Here is a 22232-nt window from a genome sequence, read left to right on the forward strand (position 1 = left end):
CACTGTGGCACGTCCTGCCACAGCGCCACCAGAAGCGACACCGGCAATCCGACCGGAAATCGCCTATGCGTGACGACTCGTTCCGGTTCCCACCCGCGTGCGGTGCCATTGCAGACCTGTTGCAGCGGGGCTGCAAGGAATTCATCCGGTGAGTCGGGGATGTCCATGTTGTCGACGGTGATTCACCGTATCGACGGTGCTTCTCCGGATCGACGGTATCGACCGTATCGACGGTATCGACCGAACCGAACGAACCGACCGCCCGGCCACGGGGGAACGGGGCCCGTCCGGTGGTGACGACGCTCATGGAGGCATGGATGACGATCATGGCAGGCGACAGGAGACCCGTACCGGTCCGACCGGACGCGGCACGGTGGGCGACCCGATCGGGGACGCGGGGGGTGCTCGTCGTGGTGCACAACGTCACGTCGGGCCAGCGCCTGATCGAGGCCGTTCGGCTCCTGGAAGGGGATTTGCGGGTGGAGGTGTTCTTCACGATGGCGCCCACGGTCTTCTCCTCGGGCGTGGCGGAATTCCTGGATCGGCTCGGGGCCACCACGTTGCCCTGGCAGCGCGCGGTCGACATGCGCTTCGACCTCGCGTTGGCCGCCGGACACGGGGGACTGCACGAACTGGACGCGCCGGTGATGGTGATGGCACACGGCGCGGGGCACAACAAGCGGGTCTCCGCCCCACGCGGTGGCCGCACCGTCGCCGCTCGCGAGACGTACGGGATGTCCGCGCAATGGCTGATCCGGGACGGGCAGTTGGTGCCGGCGACGATCCTGCTGGCACACCACGAGGAGTTGACCCGTCTGGGCATGTCCTGCCCGGAGGCGGTGACCGCCGCCGTGGTCGCCGGCGATCCCGACTACGACTGCCTGGCGGCCAGTCGCCCGGATCGGGCGCGCTATCGCGACGCGCTGCGGATCGGCGCTCGGCAGCGACACATCGTGGTCACCTCGACCTGGGGCGGCAATTCGCTGCTCGGCCGCACCCCCGAACTGCTGCACCGGATGACCGTGGAACTGCCGCGCGACGCCTACCGGGTCACCGCGCTGATGCATCCGAACGTCTGGAGCGGGCACGGCGCCTGGCAGGTACGCTCCTGGCTCGCCGAGTCGTTGCGCGAGGGCCTGACGCTGATCCCGCCGGAGGACGACTGGCGGGGCGTGCTGGTCGCGGCGGACTGTGTGGTCGGCGATCACGGCTCGCTGAGCCTGTACGGAACGGCCACCGGGGCACCGGTGGCGCTGGCGACCTACCCGGAAGCGGACATCGATCCGGCCTCGCCGCTCGGCGAGTTGGCCGACTTCGCGCCGCGGATCCGGCATCGCCGGTCGATGCTCGGGCAACTCTCCCGGATTCCCGAGGACTTCCGCCGGGCGGACTACGCCCGGGTCGCCGGCCGGATCACCTCCCAGCCGGGCGCCTTCGGACGGAACACGCGCGGGCTGATGTATCGCCACCTCAAGCTCAAGGTGCCGCCCAGCCGACCGTTCGCCCGCGTCGCCGAGTTGCCGGGGCCGCTGCGATGACGGGGCCCTCGGGGTGCGCCGGGCAGGCGGCAGACCCGGGTGACGCCCGACCCCGCCCGATGGCGGCAGCGGCCGATCGTGACGTGCGTTCGGTCACGGTGGTGGTCCGCTCGGCCGACGGGCGGGTCACCGTCGACGAGCACAGGTGTGCCGAACTTCCGGACACCGACGGGGAATCGGCCGACGTGGTGGTCTTGGTCGAGGACGGCGTGCCGTCCTGGAGCCGATTGCTCGACCACGACCGCGAGTTGGCCTCGGCGCATCCCGGCGCCCTGGTCACGCTGATCGCCTGCGGCCCGGATCTGGCCCTGGTGCGGCTCGGCTCCCCGGCGCCGGGCGGCGCGCGCCGGACGAACACCACCCGGGTATGGCCGGTCTACGCCTCGATCCTGCACGCGTTGACCGTATGGGAGGTCGCCCCGCACTGATTCGCGCAGCACTCCGGCGGCCGGCACATCACCCCGGCGGATCGAGGTCGCGCAGCCGTGCGCGCACGATCTCGGCCGCCGGGGTCCGCCTCGTGCCGTACAACTCCAGCGCCTCCGCGTACAACTCCCGCGCGTGGTCGAACTGCTCGCGCCGCTCGGCCGACTCGGCGAGCGCGGACAGCACATGGGCCGCCTCCACCGCCGCCCGATGCCTGCGCAGCACCTCCAGGGCCGCGGTCGACTGCGCGTCCGCCTCGTCGTAGCGGCCCGCCGCCGACAGGGCCCGGCCGATCAACGCCCGCGCCCGAGCGGCGTTGTACTCGTCGCCCACCCCGACCAGTTCGACCCGGGCCGCCTCCGCGTACTCGACGGCCCGGTCCGGCAGGCCCGAGCGCAGCGCGACGTCCGCCCGATTGAACCGAGCCAGCGCGGCCGGACGTGTGTCCCCCAACGCCAGACACCGCTGCTCGGCCTCCCCGAACGCCTCGTCCGCCTCGTCCAGGCGGCCCAGACGCAACAACGCCAGACCGGTGTAGTTGCGGGTGCGCGCGGCCCCGACCGCGTCGCCGGCGGCCAGGCACACCCGGTTCGCCTCGGTGAACATCCGCAGCGCCGCGTCGTGGCCGCCGGCACTGAGCTCGCACAGTCCCCCCGACGTCGACATCCGCGACTCGGCCGCCGGATCGGCGCACGCCCGCGCCGCGCGCAGACCGATCTCGTGCGCCGTGCGAGCCTCGTCGAAGTACTTGCCGCGCAGGAACAACGGCCACAGCGCGTCGGTCAACTGCCAGGCCACGGCCGGGAGGTCGGCGCTCTCCGCGATCCGGATCGCAGCCAGCAGGGTGGCCCGATGTTGCTCCAGCCAGGCCAATGCGGCGCCCTGGTCCGCGAATTCCACCCTGGGCACCTCGGCACGGGCATAGTCGCGGGACAGCGAGGCGTGTTGGGGGTCGAGCAGCCGCTCGGCGCCGGTGGCCGTGGCGAGGTAGTGGTCGAGGGTCGCGCGCAGCGCGTCGGTGCGCTCGACGTCCGGGCGATCGCACAGCTTGGCCACCGCGTGCAGGCGGACCAGATCGTGGAAGCGATAGCGCCCGTCGGCGGCCTCGGTGAGCAGATTGCGATCGACCAGGGCTTCCAGGACGAACTGCGCGGCATCGGGGTCGCAGCCCGCGCCGGTGTCGAGCACGGCGGCGGCCACGACCGGCCCGAAGTCGGGCCCCGGATGCACCCCGAGGCCCCGGTAGAGCAGGGCGGCGGCCTCGGGCAGATCGCGATAGGAGACGTCCAGCGCGGCCCGGACGGTGTGGTCGTCGTCCAAGGCGAGTGCGTCCAGCCGACCCCGCTCGTCGGTCAGTGCCCGCACCATCGTGGTGATCGGCCGGTTGGGGCGCGCCGCCAGCCGCGCCGCGACGAGCTGGACGGCGAGCGGGAGCCGAGCACACAGGTCGACCAACTCGGCGGCCTGGGCCGGCTCCTCGTCGACTCGACGGTCGTTCATCGTGGCCGCGAGGAGATCCACTGCGGCCTTTCGATCCAGCGGTTCGAGCTGGATCGGCACCCCGCCGTTGACCAACAGCCCGGACAACCTGCTGCGGCTGGTCACCACCGTCACATTGGCGCCCGCCGGCAACAGCGGCCTGACCTGGGCCGCGGTGACCGCATCGTCCAACAGCACGCCCAACCGGCGGCGCGCCGTCAACGACCGGTACAGGCCCAACCGTTCGGCCGGATCGTGCGGCACCTCGCCCGCCGGCACGCCCAGTCCGCGCAGGAAGCCGCCGACGATCTCCGCCCACCGGGCCGGCTCCTCGCCGCCGTGCCCGCGCAGATCGGCGTACAACCGGCCGTCCGGGAACTCCTCGCCCAGCTTGGCCAGCCAGGTCAGCGCGAGGGTCGTCTTGCCTACGCCCGGCATGCCGCTGAGCAACACGATCGGGCTGTCGCCGGCGCGGAGCAGGCCGTCCAGCTCGTCCAGTTCGCGGCGCCGATCGATCATCGGCGGTCCGGGCGGCAGTTGCCACGGCACGACCGCGGCCTCCGGGCGCTGCACCGAGAAGTGGATGCCGCCGTGCACCGTTCGCGCCTGCACACTCGGCCCGTGCACGGTGCCGCCGAGTTCGTTGCGATGCGCATTCGGGGGAACGATCTGCCCGTCGTGCTGCGCATTCGGGAGACTTGCCGGCCCGCCGGCCCGCCCGTCGTCGACCTCCGACACGTGCGCCCCCGATCGTCGCGGCCGGAACCGCCCTCACGCGTGGCCGAACCCGGCCCGATGGGCGGAAGGGCATTCTGGATGTTTGTCACCCCAAGGGCCCGCGAAACCTCGGGTCGACGATCGCTGCCCCTTCGATCGTTGGTGGCGGTGCCCGTCAGGCCCGCTTCGGCAGGTCGCGTTCCAGGTCGGCGAGCACGCGGTCGGCCGCGGTGTACCCGGTGCCGACCATCCAATATTCGTCGTCCACCTCGTGGGCCCGGTTCGCTCGCACCGCCTTGAGCGTCTTCCACAGCGGGCCGCCGAACACCTTGTCGTGGTCCGTCTTGTCCTTGGGCCCGTAGGTGGCCACGAAGATCACGTCGCCGTCGGCCTTCTCGATCTGCTCGGCACTGACCTCGACCATGAACGTGTCCACGTTCTGCACGTCGGGGCGCCCCAGCCCGGCCTCGGACAGGATGCTGCCGACGAAACTGGCCCTGCCGTACAGCCGGTTCTGACCCGCGACGAAGCGCAACACGCTGACCTTGAGCGAGCCGGGGTCGCCCTGCGCGGTGCCCAGAGCCTTGGCCCGCGCGGTGAACTTGGCCACCACTCGGTCGCCTTCGGCCTTCTTGTTCAGCGCGTCCGCGTCCAGCAGGAAGTTCTGCTGCCACCGGGTGCCGGCCTGCTCGGAGAAGACCACCGGGGCGATCCGGCTCAGCGCGTCGTAACGATCCGCGTCGCGGACCAGGCTGCCCAGGATCAGGTCCGGCTTCAGCGCCTCGATCGCCTCCAGGTTGGGCGCGCCGATCGCGCCGACCTCCTTGATGCCCGCGGTGCGATCCCCGTGGTACTTCGGGAATCCGGCGCCTGGGCTGCCCACCACGGACCCCACCGGCTTGACGCCCAGGGTCAGCGCGGTGTCCAACTCGCCCATGTCCAGGGTGACCACCCGCTTGGGCGCGACCGGGACCTTGACCACACCCTTGGCGGTACGCACCTCGCGGGTGTCGGCCGGCGCGGCCTTGGCACCCTTGTCGCCGTCGGCACCCTCGGCGGAGCACCCGGTCAGCAGGAGCGCGCCGGCGACACCGAGGACGGCCGTGACACGGGGCAGGGACGTGACGGGCACGGGAACTCCTTCGGGAGGACGAAGGCGGCGAACAGGTCGCCGCCGGTCAGGACTTGCGAGGTCGACCCGGAACGACCATCGGTGCACCGGTGACCGGACACGGGATGACCACACACGCGAGCCCGAAGACGTCCCGCACCAGGTCGGCCGTGACGATTTCGGCGGGCGCGCCCTGCGCGACGATCGAGCCGTCGCGCATCGCTATCAGGTGGTCCGCGTAGCGGCACGCCTGGTTGAGGTCGTGCAGCACGGCGACCACGGTGCGTTCACGGGTGACGTTCAGCTCGCGCACCAGGTCGAGCACCTCGACCTGGTGCGCGATGTCCAGGAACGTGGTCGGCTCGTCCAGGAGCAGGATGCCGGTGCCCTGCGCGAGCGCCATCGCGATCCACACCCGTTGCCGCTGGCCGCCGGAGAGTTCGTCCACATAGCGGTCGGCGAGCTCGACCACGTCGGTGCGCCGCATCGCGTCGGCGACCACGTCCTCGTCCTCGTCGGACCACTGCTGCCACCAGCGCTGGTACGGCTGCCGGCCGCGGGCCACCAGGTCGGCGACGGTGATGCCCTCCGGCGGTACCGGGCTTTGCGGCAACACGCCGATGCGCCGGGCGATCTCCCGGGTGGGCAGGTCGCGCAGCGCCGCGCCGTCGAGCAGCACGCTGCCGGCGACCGGTTTGAGCAACCGGCCCAGCGAGCGCAACAGGGTGGACTTGCCGCACGCGTTCGGGCCGACCACGACGGTGACCCGGCCGGCGGGCACCTCCAGATCCAGATCGCGCACCACGATCCGGTCCTCGTAGCCGAGGGTGAGCCCGCGTGCGGCGAGCCGATGGGTGGTCACGAGGCGCCTCCGGCACGGGAACGGGTCAACATCCACAGCAGGTACGGGCCGCCGACGGCGGCGGTGAGCACGCCCACCGGCAATTCGGCGTTCGGGATCAGCATGCGCGCGCCGATGTCCGCGGACACCACGATCAGCGCGCCCAGCAGGGCCGAACACACCAGCGGCACCTGCGGGGTCCGGGTCAGCCGGCGGGCCACCTGCGGGGCCACCAGGGCGACGAAGTCCACCGGCCCGGCCGCCCCGGTCGCCACCGACGCGAGCAACACGCCGACCACGACCAGGCCGAGTCGGATCCGGCCGAGCCGCACCCCCAGGGCGATCGCGGTGTCGTCGTCGAAGCCGGCCGAGCGCGCCGCCCGCGCCGCCCACACGATCGCCGGGACGAGCGCGAGCAGCACCCAGAACAGCGGTTCGCCCTGCGACCAGCCGCGACCGTTCAGGCTGCCCGACATCCACACCTTGGCCTGCTGGGCCAGGACGATGTCGGCCTTGGTCAGCAGCAGGTTGGTGACCGCGACCAGGGCCACCGAGACACCGACGCCGATCAGCACGAACCGCTGCGCGTTCAGGCCGCGGCGCCAGGCCAGCACGTACACCAGGAACGCGGCGATACTGCCGCCCGCCACCGCGGTCAGCGGCGTCGCGGTGGGTCCGCCGAGGCCGAAGACCAGGCCGAACACCACGGCCGCCGCCGCGCCGTGCGAGACGCCGATCACGTCCGGGCTGGCCAGCGGGTTGCGGGCGACCGTCTGGATCAGCGCGCCGGCGATGCCGAAGGCCAACCCGACCAACAGTCCGACCGTGGCACGCGGCAGCCGCAACGTCTCGACCACGAGGCTCTCGTCGACGCCGAACAGCACCTTGAGCACGTCGCCGGGCAGGATGAACCGCACACCCACGCACAGGCTGAGCAGGAACACGGCCGCGAGCAGGACGGCCAGCACCATCGCGATCACCGCCGAGCGGCGGTGTACGAGGAACGAGAAACGCGGGCGGCGGAGCAGGACATGGCCGTACGGGCGGTGGCTCATCCGGACACCACCGGCTTGCGGCGCACCAGCACGACCAGGATCGGCACCCCGATCAGCGCGGTCATCGCGCCCACCTCGACCTCGGCGGGCGGGAAGATGATCCGCCCCAGGACGTCGGCGACCAACAACAGGATCGGCGCGAGCAACGCCGACATGGCCAGCACCCAGCGGTGATCGCTGCCCACCAGGGCGCGCGCCGCGTGCGGAACGGCCAGGCCGACGAACGAGATCGGGCCGGTCGCGGCGACCGCGACGCCGGTCAGCACGGTGGCGCCCAGGCCGCCGATCACCCGGATCCGGTTCACCTTGTGGCCCAGCCCCTTGGCCACGTCGTCGCCCAGCGCGAGGGCGTCCAGGCCGCGTGCGGTGCCGGCCACCAGGAGCATGCCCACGCCGACGAACGGCAACATCCGCCAGGCCACTTCGTCGGTGCGCCCGGACAACGAACCGACCAGCCAGAATCGGTACTGGTCCAGCGTGCCCTGATCGGTGGTCAGGACCAGGGTGATCAGCGCGCCGAGGGTGGCCGCCAGGGCCTGCCCGGACAGCGCGAGCTTGACCGGGGTGGCGCCGCCGCGCCCGCGCGCCGCGACCGCGTACACGAGCACTCCGGTGCACAACGCGCCGGCGAAGCCGAACCACACGTATCCGGTCAGGCTGGTCACGCCGAACACCGAGATCGCGGTCACCACGCCGGTGGCGGCACCGTTGCTGATGCCCAGGATGCCGGGCTCGGCGATCGGATTGCGGGTCAGCCCCTGCATGCAGGCGCCGGCGACGCCGAGCGACGCGCCGACCAGGAGCGCCACGACGGTGCGCGGCAGCCGCATCGAGTCGACCACGATCGCGTCGGTGGAGTCGCCGCCGTGCACGAGCGCGTCCAGCACGGCGCCGGGTGCGATGGTTCGGCTGCCCACGGCGAGGCTGAGCAGACACGCGGCGGCGAGCACGAACAGGGCCGAGACCAGATAGAGGACTCGGCGCTCGGTCGGGCGACCCCGCGTCGGGAGGACATTCACTGGAGAAGGCTAGGCTGGCCTAATTTGTCCGGCCCGGTCGGGGGCCCGAGTTCACCCAGGGTCGCCGACCGACTGCGCCGGATCCACTCGAGCCACGGAGGGCGCACCATGACCAGGACCCTGTTCCGGGGCACCGTTCGCACCGGTGCGGGCGACACGAACGCGCTGGCGGTTCGGGACGGGCGGGTCGTCGCGCTCGGCTCGGCCGCGCTCGCGCTCGACGCGGAGCTGGTCGTCGAGCTGGGCGAGGGCCTGCTGCTGCCGGCCTTCGGCGACGGGCACGCCCACCCCCTGTTCGGCGGCCTCGAACACTTCGGACCGCGGATCAAGGGGCTGACCGGCGTCGCGGACATCGTCGCGGAGGTCGGCCGCTGGGCGGGCGAACATCCGGACGAGGAGTGGATCGTCGGTGCGAGCTACGACCCGACACTGGTCCCGGACGGCGAGTTCGACGCGCGTTGGTTGGACGCGGCGGTGGCCGATCGACCGGTGGTGCTGCGCGCGTACGACTACCACACGGTGTGGTGCAACACCGAGGCATTGCGCCGGGCCGGGGTCACCGACGCGACGCCGCAGCCTCGGCTCGGCCACATCGTCCGGCGACCCGACGGCTCGGCGCTGGGCACGCTGCGCGAGTGGCACGCGTGCGATCTGGTGCTCGATCGGGTGCCGGGACGGCCGGTGGACGAACTGGTCGACGCCCTGCGGGTGGCCGGTGCGGCGTATGCGAGTGCCGGGCTGACCCGGGTTCAGGATGCCTGGGTGGAGCCGGAGATGGTGCCGGCCTATGTCGAGGCGGCCCGGCGCGGGGCGTTGTCGTTCCGGGCCGACCTGGCGTTTCGCGCCGACCCGGACCGGTGGCGGGACCAGCGCGCCGAGTTCGTCGCGGCGCGGGCGGAAGTCGCGGAGCGGGGTGGGCCGTTGTTGTCCGCCCGGACGGTGAAGTTTTTCGCGGACGGGGTGATCGAGGGCGGTACGGCGGCGATGTTGGCCCCGTACCGCGATGCCCCGCACAGTTGTGGGATGCCGGTCTGGCCGCCGGCGGCACTGGCCGAGGCGGTCACCGCCTTCGATGCGGACGGGTTCCAGGTCCATATCCACGCGATCGGCGACGCGGGCGTGCGGACCGCGCTGGACGCGATCGAGGCCGCCGTCTCGACCGACCCGACGCGGGATCGGCGGCCGGTGATCGCCCACGTGCAACTGGTAGACCCGGCCGACCTGGACCGTTTCGCGCGGCTCGGGGTGATCGCCAATTTCGAGCCGCTGTGGGCACAACTCGACCCGCTTCAGCACGAGTTGACCATCCCGCGGGTGGGCGCGGAGCGGGCCGGGCGGCAATATCCGATGCGTACCCTGGTCGACTCGGGTGCGCGGGTGTCGTTCGGGAGCGACTGGCCGGTGAGTTCGCATCGGCCGCTGGAGGGCATCCAAGTCGCGGTCACCCGACGCACGTTCGAGGGCGTACCGGTCGAGGGGTGGATGCCGCACGAGCGGTTGACGGTGGATCAGGCGGTGCACGCCTACACGGTCGGGGTCGCGTATCAGGCGTTCGCGGACGATCGGCGGGGGCTGGAGGTGGGCAGCGTGGCCGATCTGGTGTGGCTGAGCGCGGATCCGCGGGTGGTGGACCCGATGTCGCTGGGGCGGATCGTGGTGGAGGGGACCTGGTTGGCGGGGACGCGGACGCATTGAGGGGCGGGTGGGGCGGGGGCGGCCCGGCGCCCGGTAGTTGCCTCTACAAGCCTTGGGCATACCTACCGGTTGTTCGCCAACTTCGTTCAGGATGACCGTATTTGACGGCCACTCAACCCTTTCGAGTGAATCCGATGGAGATTCGGCCTAAAGTCATCGATTCTGCCGGATGATCGTTCACATGAGCGCATGGGGTCGGGCGCGCCGGTGGGGGTGCGTGGTCGGGGCGGGGGCCTTGTTGGTTGCTCCGGCCGGTGTGGCGTGGGCGGGTTCGAGCACCGGCGGCAGCCATGCGCCGGGCGCGAGTGTGGATGTGTGCGTTTCGATCGGCGCTTCGCCCGGGGCGAGCGTGCGGGTCGACGTGATTCCGGCCACCGGGCCACCGACCGGCGGGATCGGGCTGAAGGTCGACTTCCGACTGGTGCGGGACGGCTCGTGTCGGCCCAAGCCGTCGCCGACACCGACCAAACCCAAGCCCACGCCGCCACCGACCAAGGCGCCCCCGAAACCCACGCCGGTGCGCACCCCGCCGCCCACGCCCCGGTCCACCCCGGTCGCGGTCGTGGTGCCCGCGTCGACGCCACCGGCACGGCCGACCCCGCCGGCGCCGAAGCCGCCCGACACACCACCGCCGACCAGTGCGCCGGTCGTGACTCCACCGCCGCTGCAACCGATCGCGGTCCGCCGCCCACCGGCTCGACCGTCCGCGGCGGCCCCACCGGCGCGCGGGACGTCGATCGTCACCACAACGCTGTTGATCACCGCGCCGGCGATCCTGGCCGGCGCCGCGCTCAAGCCGCGTGGCCGGGCCGGCGCACGTGGTTCGGGCGGCGGCTCGCGCTGACGCCCGGCATACCCGACTCCTGCTGTTCCCCGAGCGGTTCGGCCCGCCCGCGTCGTCGGTCGCGGGCCGCCGCCCGCTCGCCACCCGGGCCCGGTGGACGCCACTCCCGCGAGTTTGTCCCCCCGCTCGGCTCCATCGGAATCCTCGATCCGGAGGTCATCCATGACCCATTGGGTGGTACTCGCGCTCGCGATGGCCGCGGTGTGCGCGGTCGTCCTGGCGGTTGTCGTGCTCAAGCAGCGCCGGTTGCCGGACGACGACGATCCGTCGGCAACCCCGGACGTCCTCGAATACATGACGATGATGATCGGTGTGGTCTACGCGATCGTGCTCGGTCTGGCGATCGCGGGCGTGTGGGAGGGGAGGGGCGCGGCCGAGGACGAGGTGCGGCACGAGGCACAGGCGTTGCACGAGGTCAGCGAGCGGGTCCGGGTCTATCCGCCGCCGGTGCGCGACCAGATTCGGGCGGACATCGACGCCTACGTGAAGTACGTGGTCCACAAGGAGTGGTCCTACATGGCCGACCACGGCGAACTCTCCGATCGGGCCTCGCAGTTGTTCGACACGGTGCGACACGGGGTGACCGACTACGCGCCGCAGGGCGACCAGGAAGCGCAGATGTACCAGCCGATCCTGGACCAGATCGCGATCGCGGACGACGCGCGTCAGGCCCGCGGTGGGCAGGCCGGTTCATCGATGCCGGGGCTGGTGTGGTTCGGCCTGATCGTCGGCGCCGTGGTCACCGTCGGGATGATCTTCACGCTGCAAATCCGCAGATCCGCACCGGAGTTGATCGTTGCCGGGCTGTTCAGCGCGCTGATCGCGTTCCTGCTGTTCCTGATCTGGGATCTGGACGCGCCGTTCGGCCAGGGCATGACGGCGGCCTCGGACGCGTTCGTGTCGCTGTTCCCGGGAGCCGGTTAGCGAGCCGGCGAGCCGAGGAGCAAGATGCTGCGATAACTGGCCGACGGAGACCACCCGACGACGGCCGGCCGGCCCACGGCGAGTTGGGTCGCCCGACCGCGGCGGAACAGCGACATCGCCGCGAACATGACGCCGCCCAGGACCGTCTCGACCCGGACGGCCGGCGCCTGGTCGTCCTCCTGGAGCGCGGCGGCCAGGATCATCGAGCCGAGCACCAAGGCGCCGAGGGCGTAGCCGAGATGGGCCGCCCACGCGCGGCCGGTCCGGGCCGGGAGGCCGGTCGGGCGCGTGCGGGCGACCGGCTCGACTGCCGGGTTGTTCGGGCGACGGCGGATCTCGGACACGTTCGCAGCCCGGGCAGCGGGTCGCGGGTTCGGCGCTGACCGGGCTGCGATGCCCGATCGACTTTGGTCGGCATCGGCGCGCCGGTCGGCGCGGGTGCTCAGCCGATTTCGGAGAGGCAGTACGTGCTTCCGTACGTCGGGATGCCGTTGCGCGTCCAGTAGCTGGAGTACGTGTAGTCCGCGCCGCTCACGTTGTCGCACGGCCGGCCGGCCGTCATGTAGGGGAACACGCGCAGGACCTTGAAGTTGGCCTTGGGGTCCGAGCAGCCGACCGTGATCAGCTTCTCCTGGCTCCCGCCCGTGCTGATCCTGCCGCTGAGGCATTCGCCCTTGTCGTAGGCCGTCTTGGTGCTCTCCGGCGTGGCGGAGGATTCGGAGGTCCGGGTCGCGCGGCTCGTCGCGGACGGGGATTCGGTGGCCCGGGTCCTGGTCGAGACGGGTGTCGTCGCGCTCGCGGTGCGTGGTGCGAACACCGAATCGGATGCGGAAGCCGTGGCCGTGGCCGTGGCCGAGACGCGCGCGGAGTTCTTGCCGTCCCCATTGCAGGCGCCGACCAGCAGGAGGACGGCCGGCACGGCCACGATCGCGGTGAACGCCGTGCGGCCGGCGAACGGCCCGATGTGGTAGGTCATGACGATGTCCCTTCCGTGCCGTGTCGTTTACTCGGCGGCACCGCTGAACCATGGCCGCCCGGGAATCGCCTCGGCAACCGAAATAGGGGCATTCAAGGGGACTCCCTCGATCCCGCGGCCCACGCCGCTTCGGGCGCGTCGGCGTCGCCCGTTCGGTTGTTCGCAAGCGCCGTGAGCACGGTGGGCGCCGCCCACGCCGTGGACGCGCCGGCGCGGCAAGCGCCGGACGGCGCGCCGACCGGGTCAGCCGTGGGTGGCGTCCAGGTCGGTCGCGTAGAGCTCGATGGCCTTGCGGTAAGGCGTCAGCCCGGGGTCGTCGCCGGTGTCGGCGATGACGCGCAGGAGGGATTCGATCGCGGTCTTGGCGTCGCCGGCGTTGTAGAGGGCCATGGCCAGGAACGTGGTCAGGCCCGCGTCGCCCGGGAACTCGGTGAGGCCCCGACGCAGGATCGCCACCGCCTTGTCGTACGCGCCGAACGCACGGTACGTGCTGCCCAGGCCCAGGAACGCGCCCAGTCGCTCCTCGGCCGTCAGGCCGTCCCCGATCAGCGCCCATTCGTAGAACGGCACGGCCTCGCGCTCCAGGCCGAGCACGTCGTGCGCCCACGCCGCCTGGTAGGCGATCCGCGCGTCGCCCGGGTGGCGTTCGACCAGCGGCACCAAGCGGGCCCGGGCCTCCTCGACCCGACCCCCCTCGCGCAGCGCGATCGCCTCGGCCAGGGCGGTGTCTCGTTCGTTCCCGATCATCCGGGCAGTCTTGCCTATCGGGTCGCCTGCACCCGGTCGGGTTCGGCCGTCACCCGCACCGGTTGCGCCGTTCGGCGCGCGCTCGGGATCGACCACGCGAGCAGCGCCGCGAGCAGGCAGCCGATGCCCAGCATGCCGAAGCAGATCAGGTAGCCGGCCAGCTCCGGTGCCTGGGCGACGCCCGCCGCCCGAGCGGTGCCCGCGTCGACCAGGGACGCGCTCAGGATCGCGCCGAGCACGGCCGTGCCGGTCGCCCCGCCCACCGTGCGCAGCACCGCGTTCATGCCGTTGGCCACCCCGGTCATGTCCGCCGGCACGTGGTCGTTGATCAGCGCGGGCATCGCGGAGAAGGCGAGCCCGAGGCCGAAGCCGAACAACACGCCGACCATCGAGAACGCCCACCAGTGCCCGTGCAGCGGCATCAGCAGCGCGAAGGCCGTGCCGCTGAGCAGCGGTCCGAGCACCAGCGCGGGCTTGGGCCCGTACCGGTTGGTCATCCGGGCCGCGACCGGTGCCGCCGCCAGGTTGCCGATCGTGCCCGGGAGCATGATCAGCCCGGCGATCAGCACCGACTTGCCGAAGCCGTACCCGAGCGCCGACGGTGCCTGGATGAACGGTGGGAACAGCAGCGAGGAGCCGTACATCGCCATGCCGGTGAACACCCCGGACAGGTTGGCCAGCAACACCGGCCGGCGGGCCATCACCCGCAGGTCGACCAGGGGTTCGGGGTGATGCAGCGCCCATCCGATCCAGGCGGCGAACATCACCGCGGCGGTGATCAGCCCACCGAGCACCAGCGGATCGCCCCACCCGGACCGGCTGCCCATGCTCACCGCGGCGAGCAGCGCGGCCAGCCAGCCGGACAGGGTCAGCGCGCCGACCAGGTCCACATGGCCGGAGCGCCGTTCGGCGGTGTCCGGCACCACCCGCCACACCATCAGCATGGACACCACCGCGACCAGCGCGGAGAGCCAGAAGAGCAGGTGGTAGTCCCAGCGGTCGGCGATCAGCCCGGTCATCACCGAGCCGAAGGTGGCGCCGACGCTGATCGTGGCGCCGATGGTGGCGATGCTGCCCGCCGAGCGCTCCTTGGGGAACTCGTCGCGCACCACGCTGAGCGCGAGCGGGACCACGCCGCCGCCCATGCCCTGGAGCACCCGGCCGGCGATCAGCATCACGTAGGAGGTGGTGCACGCGGCGAGGATCGAGCCGAGCGTGACCGCCGCCAGCGCGTAGAGCAGGAATCGTTTGCGTCCGCGCAGGTCGCCGAGGCGGCCGAGCAGCGGCGTGGCCACCGCCGAGGCGAGCAGGTTGCCGGTGAGCACCCAGGCGATGGCCGAGCTGGAGACGCCGAGCCGGTTCTGCAGTTGCGGCAGGATCGGCGAGACCACGGTCTGCATGACCGCCATCGTGGTGGCCGCGAAGGACAGGGCGACCAGGATCATCGTCGGGCCGTGGCGCCTGGTCGGCGTGCGCGCGGCCCCCTTCGTGCCGGCGCTCATGCGGTCAGCGGCCGGTCCTGGACCCAGTCGCAGTGCAGGGTGCGGGTCTCGATGCGCCAGCCCTCGTCGGTGCGCACGAACGTGTCGAGGTAGCGGATCGACATCACCCGGTCGCGGCGCACCCCGCAGGATTCGTAGATGTGGTGCGCCGTGCAGTACGTCTCGGCGTTCGCCCGATCGCCGCCGGGCTCGAAGGCGACGAGCTGATTGGCGATCAGGTGGGTGGTGGCCAGGTAACGGTCCAGGCTGGTGAGGGCCTTGGCGATGGCGGCGCGGCCGGTGCGTACCGCCGGCGGTTCGGTGGAGCCGGGGTCGCGGTGGATCACCAGGCGGCCCTCGGGCGTGAACATCGAGGCGACGAGGTCGGGCTTGCGGCGGTCGGCGCCGTGGGCGTAGATCTGCACCACGTCCCGGAGTTCGCTGCGATCGCGCAGTTCGCCCGAAGTGTTGGATACGGGCGAATCCGCCTCGTCGTCGTGCATGTCCACCCTTTCACCAGCCGTCGATCGCATGCTGGCAGCAGTTGGATGACACACGCAAGTTTCTCTGACGTCGTGTCAGTTACATCTCGCGCACGCCCGGGCCGCCGCACCACCGCCGACTCGCCATCCCTTGCCGGCGCCGCGACCCGCTACCCCTCGCGTGCGACGAACACCACGTCCGGCTCCCCGCGCGGGACCGGCACCTCATGCACGCCCACCCGGCCGAACCGCCGCCGCAGTCGGTCGGCGAAGGCCGGGCTCGCCGTCGCGCTCCACACGGTCAACACTCCGCCCGGCAACAACCGGGCCTGCAGCGCGGCCAGCCCCGCGTCGTCGTAGAGCGAGGCGTTGCCGTCGGTCACCGTCCAGTCCGGCCCGTTGTCGATGTCCAGGCACAGCGCGTGGAAGCGCCCATCCGACTCCCGCCCGGCGGGCTCGGCGACCGCCCCGGTGCGACCCGAGTGCACCCACGCCACCAGGTCGGATGTGATCACCCTCACGCGCGGGTCGGTCAGGGCGTGGCCGGAGAACGGCGCGAGCGGCCCCGAGCCCCAGCGCACCACGGCGGGCTCGCGTTCGATCACCGTCACCTGCGCGACCCGGGGGTCGGTCAGTGCCTCGCGCAGGGTGAAGCCGACGCCCAGTCCGCCGACCAGGATCCGCAGTCCGGTGTCGTCACCGAGCGCGTCGAGCGCGGTGCGCACCAGCAGCCGCTCCGACGCGCCCGCGCGCGTGTCCATCAAAAAGCAGCCGTTGCTGATGATCTCGTAGTGCTCGCCCGCACGCCGCAGGACGAGTTCGCCGTCCGCCGCCGGGACTCGTTCGATCTCGCGTGCGTCGGTGGTCGAATCGATCGGGTGCATCGGTTCGCTGACTCCTTGTCGCTTTATGGAGAACGGGTGTCGCCGTGTCGCCTTTTCGCTGCGCGGGGCGCTTGGCGGACCGCGGGAAACGGATCGTCGGCACCTCATAACAGTGCCATCACGAAGCCGATGAAATTGCGACCCTGACGGGCGAAACGGTGACACGTGTGTAGTGACGCGCCCCGCCGCACGATGGACTGTTCTCGGGCTGCCGGCCAGCGGTTTTCGCCGGTTCGGTGACCCTTGCACCCTGTGGAACACCCCGTTAAGGTCCCGGCCATTGCTTCATGGCCCATTGACTGATGGCATGTCAGATCCAGTCGCAGGGACGCCTCGCAGGCGGAGCCCGGGGCAGGGCGAGCACAAGACGAGAACGACGCGAGCACAGCGCAGGAGAAGTACGTGAGAGCGCACCGGGCACATCGGCCCGGCCCGCGGAAACGAAGTGTCGGGAGGGCTGATGGCATCAACTTCCGCCGGGCGGCGTGGGACGCGCCGCCGAGCGGCGGCCGGCTTGCTGGTCGTGCCGCTCCTGTTGGCGGTCGGCTGTAGTCGCTCGGGTGACGACGCGGTGGCCAAGGGTCCGCAGGCGGCCGGGAATCCGGCGGCGCCCGGATCGACGAAGGACGGCAAGCCGGCCGCCGGCGGCGCGCCCGGTGACTTCGGCACGCTCAAGGACGTCTGCGGCAAGGGCGACGGCAAGCCGCTCACCAAGAAGGCCGACCGGGGCGTCACCGAGAAGGAGATCTCGGTCAGTGTGACCGGCGACCCCGGGGCCGCCGCCCAACCGGGCCTGGGCAAAGAGTTCTTCGAGATGGCCGACGGCTTCACCAAGTGGTGCAACGAACTCGGCGGGATCAACGGCCGCACGATCAAGCTGACCAAGCGCGACGCCGCGCTGAGCAACGTCGGCACGGTCATGACGGCGGCCTGCCAGAGCGACTTCATGGTGGTCGGCGGCGGCAACCCGTTCGACAACGACGGGGTCAAGGCTCGCACCGGGTGCAAACTCGGCGCTTTCCCGGCCTACGTGGTCGGCGAGGAATCGGCCAAGGGCGACCTCCAGGACCTCGCGGTCGGCCTGCCGACCTCCACCACGGTGGTGGGCGCGTACAAGGCGGTCTTCGCCGCGCACCCCGAGGTCAAGGCCAAGGTCGGCCTGCTGGGCCAGGCGATCGCCTCGTTGCGGCCCTCGATGGTCCGCTACAAGGCCGGCGTCGAGGCGGCCGGTGGCACGGTCGTCTACAAGGAAGACGTCCCCGTCATCCCGCCGCCCGGCCGCACCACGCTGGAGAAGATGAAGGCCGCCGGCGTCGAGATGCTGATCACCACGTGGCTCGCGGTGGACTCGGCCTCGATGTTCCGCGAGATGGACGCGATGAACTGGCACCCCAAGGTCATCGTCAGCGACGCGTCGGCGTACAACCGCTACACGCTCGCCTCCGCCAAGAACTCGCAGATGCCCGAGACCTACATCTACCCGACCTTCGTGCCGCAGTCGCTCGGCGACAAGAACCCCGCCGTGCAGAAGGCGCTGGAGATCCTGCACAGCGTGGAGCCGAAGAAGGACCTCGAGTTCTTCCACATGTCCGGGATCAACTCCTGGCTGTTGTGGGCGAGTGCGGTCAAGGAGTGCGGTACGGACCTGACCACGGAGTGCGTGCTGGCCAAGGGCAAGCGCGCCAACTGGGACGCGGGCGGCCTGTTCGCCCCCGGCCCGATCGTGGAGACCAAGGACGTACGCGCCGCGGACTGCTTCACCATGCTCAAGGTGAGCCCCAAGGGCTTCGAGTACGACGCCGCGCTGACCAAGCCGAACAAGGCCGAGTACTTCAACTGCGACCCGAGCAACGTGGTCGCCGTCGCGCCCGGTGCGCCCGCGGCGCAGAACACGCCGCCGCCGTCCGCCGGCACACCCCCGCCGGCCGGGGCACCCGAGACGAACACCCCGCCGCCCGCCGACGGAGGCGAACCGCCGCCGGCCGCGCCGCCGGAGAACGTCACCTGAGCCGATAGCCGATCCTCGGCCACTCGACAACGCACCACCGGCAACACCGCACCACCGGCAACACCCCGCACCACCGCCGAACCCGTCGGCCGCCGACCCCGCTCGGTCCGACCAGGCGAAACCGTCGTCCTCCCGCCCCGCACCGGGCGGGAGGGCGGCACCAACGGCCCCCACGGCCCTGACGACCTGTCAGGAGCCGTGCCGCACCAGTCTCCGAGACCGATCGCCCCGCGACACGGCCCGGCCCGAACGGAGGGCGCGTGCACGAGTTCATCATCCTCACCATCAGCGGCCTGGTCACCGGCGGCATCTATGCCATCACCGCCGGTGGCCTGACCCTGACCTACACCACCACGGGCATCTTCAACTTCGCCCACGGCGTCACCGGCGCGCTCGCCGCGTTCACCTACTGGCAACTGCACTTCGACTGGGGCTGGCCGGTCTGGCTGTCCATCGTCGTGGTGTTGGGCATCCTGGCCCCGGCGTTCGGGGTGTTCCTGCACTTCGCCATCATGCGACGGCTGGAGGGCACGTCGGAGACGACGCGCCTGATGGTCACCGTCGCGGTGCTGCTGAGCCTGCTCGCCACGGTGATGTGGGTCTGGGACCCGCAGACCCCGCGCAACGTGGTCAACTTCTTCCCCGGCGAGTCCGTGGACATGGCCGGCACGCGCGTGTCCTACCACGACCTGATCACCCTGGCCGTGGCGCTGATCGTCGCGATCGGCCTGTGGGTGCTGCTGCGCTCCACCCGCGCCGGTGTGGCCATGCGCGCCACCGTCGACGACCGCAACCTCGCGGTGCTCAACGGCTCGCGTCCCGAGGTGCCCGGCATGCTGGCCTGGGCGACCGGCACCATGCTGGCCGCGCTCGCGGGCATCCTGATCGCGCCCAAACTCTCCTTCGCCGCGCTGCCGCTGACCCTGCTGATCGTCAACGCCTACGCCGCGGCGGTGATCGGCCGGCTCAAGAGCCTGCCGTGGACCTTCGTCGGTGCGATGATCATCGGCCTGGTCACCGAGTACGGCAAGGGCTACCTCACCGAGACCGACTTCCCCACCGCGGGCCCCTACCTCGCCGGCCTCACCGACTCGATGCCGGTGCTGGTGCTGTTCGTGGCGATCATGCTGCTGCCCACCTCCCGGCTGCGCGGCCACGCCTCCTCCCGCACCCGGGAGATCGCCCACCGCCCGACCTGGACCGGTTCGCTCGTCTTCGCCGCCCTGGTGATCGCGGGCGCGGTGGTCGCGGCCCACTCCCTCGGCACCGTGGACCTGTTCGCGAGCACCAAGATGTGGGGCTTCGCGATCATCGCGCTGTCGGTGATCCCGCTCGTGGGCTACGCCGGGAAGATGTCGCTGGCCCAACTGGGCTTCGCGGGCATCGGTGCGATCTGCGTCTCGCACCTGGGCTCCGGCGGCAACCCGCTGGGGCTGCTGTGGGCGGCGCTGATCTGTGCGGGCATCGGCGTGCTGGTCGCGCTGCCGGCGCTGCGCCTGTCCGGGATCTACCTGGCCCTGGCCACCGCCGCGTTCGCCGTCATGCTGGACCGCTGGATCTTCCAACTGCCCGCGTTCACCTGGGGCGACACCCGGATCGACCTGTTCAACAGCGGCACGCTCAACTTCGAGCGCTTCGACTGGCCGGGCGTGGACATCTCCTCCGACCGGGCCTACTTCATCTTCGGCGCGGTCTTCTTCGCCCTGTCCTCGCTCGTGGTGGTGTGGATCCGCCGCGGCGAGTTCGGCCGTAGGCTGCTGGCGATGAAGGACAGCCCGGCGGCGTGCGCGACGATCGGGATGAACCACAAGCTGACCACGCTCACCGTCTTCGGCCTCTCCGCCGCGATGGCGGGCGTCGGCGGCGGCATCCTGGGCGGCGCGACCGGCACGCTGTCGCCGGTCAGCTTCGACTTCACCGCCGGGCTCTCGGTGTTGATGCTGATGGTGATCGCGGGCCTGACCTCGCCGGGCGCCGCGCTGTTCGCGGGCATCTTCCTGGGCACGCCGCTGATCACCAACCTCTTCCCCGACTACGCCCAGCTCACCACGATCCTGATCGGCCTCAACGGCATCGCGCTGGGCAAGAACCCGAACGGCTTCATCGCCGCCAAGATCCGCCCGGAATGGGAGCCCGCCCTGCGCCGGCCGTTCATCCTGGCGGGCAGCGCGGCGGCCCAACTGGTCCTGGTGGTACTGCGGTTCACCGACGTGATCGGCAACTGGGCCTTCGTGATCGGCATCCTGCTCGCGGTGATCGGTATCCCGGCCGCGGTCAAGATCGAGCTGATGCTCACGGCGCAGCGGACCGAACAGGAGTTGCCGCCGGGCCTGTCCGAGCAGCCCGAGGGACTGGGCCTGAACGGCAACCGGTTCAAGTCCGCCGACATCGAGGCCCTGGACAAGCTGATCGCGATGCCCTCGCTGCCGACGGTCGCGCTGGCCGAATCATCGTCACCCACCCTGCCTGGAGCGCGTCATGGGGCTTGAGGTCGAGGGCGTCACGGTCCGCTTCGGCGGCCACACCGCCCTGAACAACGTCAACATCTGGGCCCACGAGGGCAAGGTCACCGGCCTGATCGGCCCCAACGGCGCGGGCAAGACCACGATCTTCAACGTGATCACCGGCCTTCAGCCGCCGTCCGCGGGTCGGGTCCGGATGGACGGACGCGACGTCAGCAAACTCGCGCCCTACCGCCGGGCCCGCCTGGGCATGGCCCGCACCTTCCAACGCCTGGAACTGTTCGGCTCGTTGACCGTTCGAGAGAACATCCAGGTCGCCGCCGCCCAGTACCGCCGACTGAACCGCGGCACCAAGGAGACCCCGCAGGACACCTCCGCGCGGCTGCTGCACCGGCTCAACCTGACCGAGATCGCGCACGTGCGCGCCGACCAACTGCCCACCGGCCAGGGCCGCGTGGTCGAACTGGCGCGCTCGTTGGCGGTCCGGCCCAAGATCCTGCTCCTGGACGAGCCCGCCTCCGGCCAGGACGACGAGGAGACGCGCGGCTTCGGCCAGTTGTTGCGCGAGATCGCCTCGGACGGGGTCGCCGTGCTGTTGGTCGAGCACGACATGGATCTGGTGATGAACACCTGCGACGAGCTGCACGTGCTTGACTTCGGCAAAAAAATCGCCAACGGTACGTGCGACGAGATCCGCAACAACGCCGCCGTACAGGCCGCCTACCTCGGTACCGCCGACGCCGCGGAGGCCGACGAAGTCCTGCAGGAGACCGTATGACGCTGAACGTGGCCGACGCGCGCCCGGCCGGGCCGGCCGGCGCCCCGCCGCTGCTCGAACTGCGCGGCGTCAGCGCCGCGTACGAGCAGGTCGAGGTATTGCACAAGGTGGACCTGGCGGTGCCCACCGGCAAGGTCATGGCGGTCCTGGGCCCCAACGGCGCCGGCAAGACCACGATGCTCAAGGTGATCACCGGGCTGCACGAGCCCACCGGCGGGGACATCTTCCTCGCCGGGCGGTGCGTCACCGGGGCCGCACCCGTGGACCTGGCCCGGATCGGCCTGTGCAGCATCCCGGAAGGCCGCGGGGTCTTCCCCAATCTCACCGTGTCCGAAAATCTGTGGATGGCCACCTACCGAGGAGTCTCCCGCAAGGAGATCGAGGAGAAGGTCTTCCCGATCTTCCCCCGCCTCAAGGAACGCCGGACCCAGGCGGCGGGCACGATGTCGGGCGGCGAACAGCAGATGCTGGCCGTCGCCCGGGCGATCGCCACCAACCCGGCCATCATCCTGCTCGACGAACTCTCGATGGGCCTCGCGCCCCTCGTCGTCGACCAGTTGTACGACGTGGTCGGCAAGATCGCCGAGACCGGTGTCACCGTGCTCCTGGTCGAGCAGTTCGCGCGCACGGCCCTGGCCGTCGCCGACCTCGCCGCGGTCATGAGCGGTGGCCGGATCCTTCAGGTCGGCACTCCGGACGAGATCGCCGGCGACCTGCACAGCGCGTACCTGGGCGGCTGATCGCACATGGCCGTCCGCGGATACG

20 protein-coding genes are annotated in these 22232 nt (G+C 71.2%); 9 read left to right on the plus strand and 11 right to left on the minus strand.

What is annotated here, in order from left to right; genetic code table 11:
* The first annotated feature begins 317 nt into the window (after positions 1-317).
* Positions 318-1538: a hypothetical protein gene (locus tag ACFXMF_RS09800; RefSeq protein WP_360312550.1), complete on the plus strand. Its 1221-nt coding sequence runs from the start codon at positions 318-320 to the stop codon at positions 1536-1538.
* A gap of 83 nt (positions 1539-1621) precedes the next feature.
* A complete protein-coding gene (locus tag ACFXMF_RS09805) occupies positions 1622-1966 on the plus strand; it encodes a hypothetical protein (RefSeq protein ID WP_360312552.1) in 345 nt (114 codons plus the stop codon).
* 28 nt (positions 1967-1994) lie between these two features.
* On the opposite strand, the gene ACFXMF_RS09810 is transcribed toward ACFXMF_RS09805, so the two are convergent.
* From ACFXMF_RS09810 to ACFXMF_RS09830, 5 genes are all read right to left on the minus strand, one after another.
* Positions 1995-4181, minus strand: a complete 2187-nt coding sequence (locus ACFXMF_RS09810; RefSeq protein ID WP_379987904.1) for an ATP-binding protein — start codon at positions 4179-4181, stop codon at positions 1995-1997.
* A 154-nt stretch (positions 4182-4335) separates the two neighbouring features.
* Positions 4336-5292, minus strand: coding sequence for an ABC transporter substrate-binding protein (locus ACFXMF_RS09815; protein WP_379987903.1), 957 nt, complete (start codon positions 5290-5292; stop codon positions 4336-4338).
* 46 nt (positions 5293-5338) lie between these two features.
* Entirely contained in the window at positions 5339-6133 is a 795-nt protein-coding gene (locus ACFXMF_RS09820; RefSeq protein ID WP_360312558.1) for an ABC transporter ATP-binding protein, read from the minus strand.
* On the minus strand, positions 6130-7167 hold the full coding sequence (locus ACFXMF_RS09825) for a FecCD family ABC transporter permease (protein WP_379987902.1): 1038 nt from the start codon (positions 7165-7167) through the stop codon (positions 6130-6132). Before ACFXMF_RS09825 ends, ACFXMF_RS09820 begins: the two co-directional genes overlap by 4 nt.
* Positions 7164-8186: a FecCD family ABC transporter permease gene (locus ACFXMF_RS09830; protein ID WP_379987901.1), complete on the minus strand. Its 1023-nt coding sequence runs from the start codon at positions 8184-8186 to the stop codon at positions 7164-7166. The genes ACFXMF_RS09825 and ACFXMF_RS09830 overlap by 4 nt, the downstream gene beginning before the upstream one ends.
* A 108-nt stretch (positions 8187-8294) precedes the next feature.
* Here ACFXMF_RS09830 and ACFXMF_RS09835 point away from each other — a divergent pair, with 108 nt between their 5' ends.
* The 3 genes from ACFXMF_RS09835 to ACFXMF_RS09845 all read left to right on the plus strand — a co-directional run bounded on the left by ACFXMF_RS09835 (position 8295) and on the right by ACFXMF_RS09845 (position 11649).
* The gene (locus ACFXMF_RS09835; RefSeq protein ID WP_360312564.1) at positions 8295-9881 is read left to right on the plus strand and encodes an amidohydrolase; all 1587 of its coding nucleotides are present in this window, start codon (positions 8295-8297) and stop codon (positions 9879-9881) included.
* A 181-nt stretch (positions 9882-10062) separates the two neighbouring features.
* Positions 10063-10725 carry a hypothetical protein gene (locus ACFXMF_RS09840; RefSeq protein ID WP_360312566.1) on the plus strand — a complete coding sequence of 221 codons (663 nt, stop codon included), beginning with the start codon at positions 10063-10065 and terminating at the stop codon, positions 10723-10725.
* Positions 10726-10887: 162 nt separating this feature from the next.
* Positions 10888-11649 (plus strand): hypothetical protein, encoded by a 762-nt coding sequence (locus ACFXMF_RS09845; RefSeq protein ID WP_360312568.1) that lies wholly within the window; start codon positions 10888-10890, stop codon positions 11647-11649.
* Here the strand turns inward: ACFXMF_RS09845 and ACFXMF_RS09850 are convergent.
* The 6 genes from ACFXMF_RS09850 to ACFXMF_RS09875 all read right to left on the minus strand — a co-directional run bounded on the left by ACFXMF_RS09850 (position 11646) and on the right by ACFXMF_RS09875 (position 16219).
* The gene (locus ACFXMF_RS09850) at positions 11646-11993 is read right to left on the minus strand and encodes a hypothetical protein (protein ID WP_379987900.1); all 348 of its coding nucleotides are present in this window, start codon (positions 11991-11993) and stop codon (positions 11646-11648) included. The two genes, ACFXMF_RS09845 and ACFXMF_RS09850, sit on opposite strands and share 4 nt — an antisense overlap.
* 98 nt (positions 11994-12091) lie before the next feature.
* Positions 12092-12625: a hypothetical protein gene (locus ACFXMF_RS09855; RefSeq protein ID WP_360312572.1), complete on the minus strand. Its 534-nt coding sequence runs from the start codon at positions 12623-12625 to the stop codon at positions 12092-12094.
* A 243-nt stretch (positions 12626-12868) separates the two neighbouring features.
* Entirely contained in the window at positions 12869-13372 is a 504-nt protein-coding gene (locus ACFXMF_RS09860; RefSeq protein WP_360312574.1) for a tetratricopeptide repeat protein, read from the minus strand.
* A 14-nt stretch (positions 13373-13386) separates the two neighbouring features.
* The gene (locus ACFXMF_RS09865; RefSeq protein ID WP_360312576.1) at positions 13387-14874 is read right to left on the minus strand and encodes an MFS transporter; all 1488 of its coding nucleotides are present in this window, start codon (positions 14872-14874) and stop codon (positions 13387-13389) included.
* The gene (locus ACFXMF_RS09870; protein ID WP_360312578.1) at positions 14871-15356 is read right to left on the minus strand and encodes a nuclear transport factor 2 family protein; all 486 of its coding nucleotides are present in this window, start codon (positions 15354-15356) and stop codon (positions 14871-14873) included. The genes ACFXMF_RS09865 and ACFXMF_RS09870 overlap by 4 nt, the downstream gene beginning before the upstream one ends.
* Before the next feature lie 149 nt (positions 15357-15505).
* Positions 15506-16219 carry a spermidine synthase gene (locus tag ACFXMF_RS09875; RefSeq protein WP_360312580.1) on the minus strand — a complete coding sequence of 238 codons (714 nt, stop codon included), beginning with the start codon at positions 16217-16219 and terminating at the stop codon, positions 15506-15508.
* 460 nt (positions 16220-16679) lie between these two features.
* Here ACFXMF_RS09875 and ACFXMF_RS09880 point away from each other — a divergent pair, with 460 nt between their 5' ends.
* From ACFXMF_RS09880 to ACFXMF_RS09895, 4 genes are all read left to right on the plus strand, one after another.
* A complete protein-coding gene (locus ACFXMF_RS09880) occupies positions 16680-18227 on the plus strand; it encodes an ABC transporter substrate-binding protein (RefSeq protein ID WP_379987899.1) in 1548 nt (515 codons plus the stop codon).
* A gap of 260 nt (positions 18228-18487) precedes the next feature.
* Entirely contained in the window at positions 18488-20716 is a 2229-nt protein-coding gene (locus ACFXMF_RS09885) for an ABC transporter permease (RefSeq protein ID WP_360312584.1), read from the plus strand.
* Positions 20706-21467, plus strand: a complete 762-nt coding sequence (locus ACFXMF_RS09890) for an ABC transporter ATP-binding protein (protein ID WP_360312586.1) — start codon at positions 20706-20708, stop codon at positions 21465-21467. The genes ACFXMF_RS09885 and ACFXMF_RS09890 overlap by 11 nt, the downstream gene beginning before the upstream one ends.
* Positions 21464-22207: an ABC transporter ATP-binding protein gene (locus ACFXMF_RS09895; RefSeq protein WP_360312588.1), complete on the plus strand. Its 744-nt coding sequence runs from the start codon at positions 21464-21466 to the stop codon at positions 22205-22207. Before ACFXMF_RS09890 ends, ACFXMF_RS09895 begins: the two co-directional genes overlap by 4 nt.
* Positions 22208-22232 lie beyond the last annotated feature (25 nt).

It is taken from the genome of Embleya sp. NPDC059213 (assembly GCF_042754445.1).
Taxonomy (GTDB): Bacteria; Actinomycetota; Actinomycetes; order Streptomycetales; family Streptomycetaceae; genus Embleya.

Coding starts and splice junctions, on each gene's coding strand:
- ACFXMF_RS09800 (WP_360312550.1), top strand. CDS start 318: ATGACGATCATGGCAGGCGACAGGAGACCCGTACCGGTCCGACCGGAC.
- ACFXMF_RS09825 (WP_379987902.1), bottom strand. CDS start 7,167: ATGAGCCACCGCCCGTACGGCCATGTCCTGCTCCGCCGCCCGCGTTTC.
- ACFXMF_RS09835 (WP_360312564.1), top strand. CDS start 8,295: ATGACCAGGACCCTGTTCCGGGGCACCGTTCGCACCGGTGCGGGCGAC.
- ACFXMF_RS09840 (WP_360312566.1), top strand. CDS start 10,063: ATGAGCGCATGGGGTCGGGCGCGCCGGTGGGGGTGCGTGGTCGGGGCG.
- ACFXMF_RS09845 (WP_360312568.1), top strand. CDS start 10,888: ATGACCCATTGGGTGGTACTCGCGCTCGCGATGGCCGCGGTGTGCGCG.
- ACFXMF_RS09855 (WP_360312572.1), bottom strand. CDS start 12,625: ATGACCTACCACATCGGGCCGTTCGCCGGCCGCACGGCGTTCACCGCG.
- ACFXMF_RS09860 (WP_360312574.1), bottom strand. CDS start 13,372: ATGATCGGGAACGAACGAGACACCGCCCTGGCCGAGGCGATCGCGCTG.
- ACFXMF_RS09865 (WP_360312576.1), bottom strand. CDS start 14,874: ATGAGCGCCGGCACGAAGGGGGCCGCGCGCACGCCGACCAGGCGCCAC.
- ACFXMF_RS09870 (WP_360312578.1), bottom strand. CDS start 15,356: ATGCACGACGACGAGGCGGATTCGCCCGTATCCAACACTTCGGGCGAA.
- ACFXMF_RS09875 (WP_360312580.1), bottom strand. CDS start 16,219: ATGCACCCGATCGATTCGACCACCGACGCACGCGAGATCGAACGAGTC.
- ACFXMF_RS09880 (WP_379987899.1), top strand. CDS start 16,680: ATGGCATCAACTTCCGCCGGGCGGCGTGGGACGCGCCGCCGAGCGGCG.
- ACFXMF_RS09890 (WP_360312586.1), top strand. CDS start 20,706: ATGGGGCTTGAGGTCGAGGGCGTCACGGTCCGCTTCGGCGGCCACACC.
- ACFXMF_RS09895 (WP_360312588.1), top strand. CDS start 21,464: ATGACGCTGAACGTGGCCGACGCGCGCCCGGCCGGGCCGGCCGGCGCC.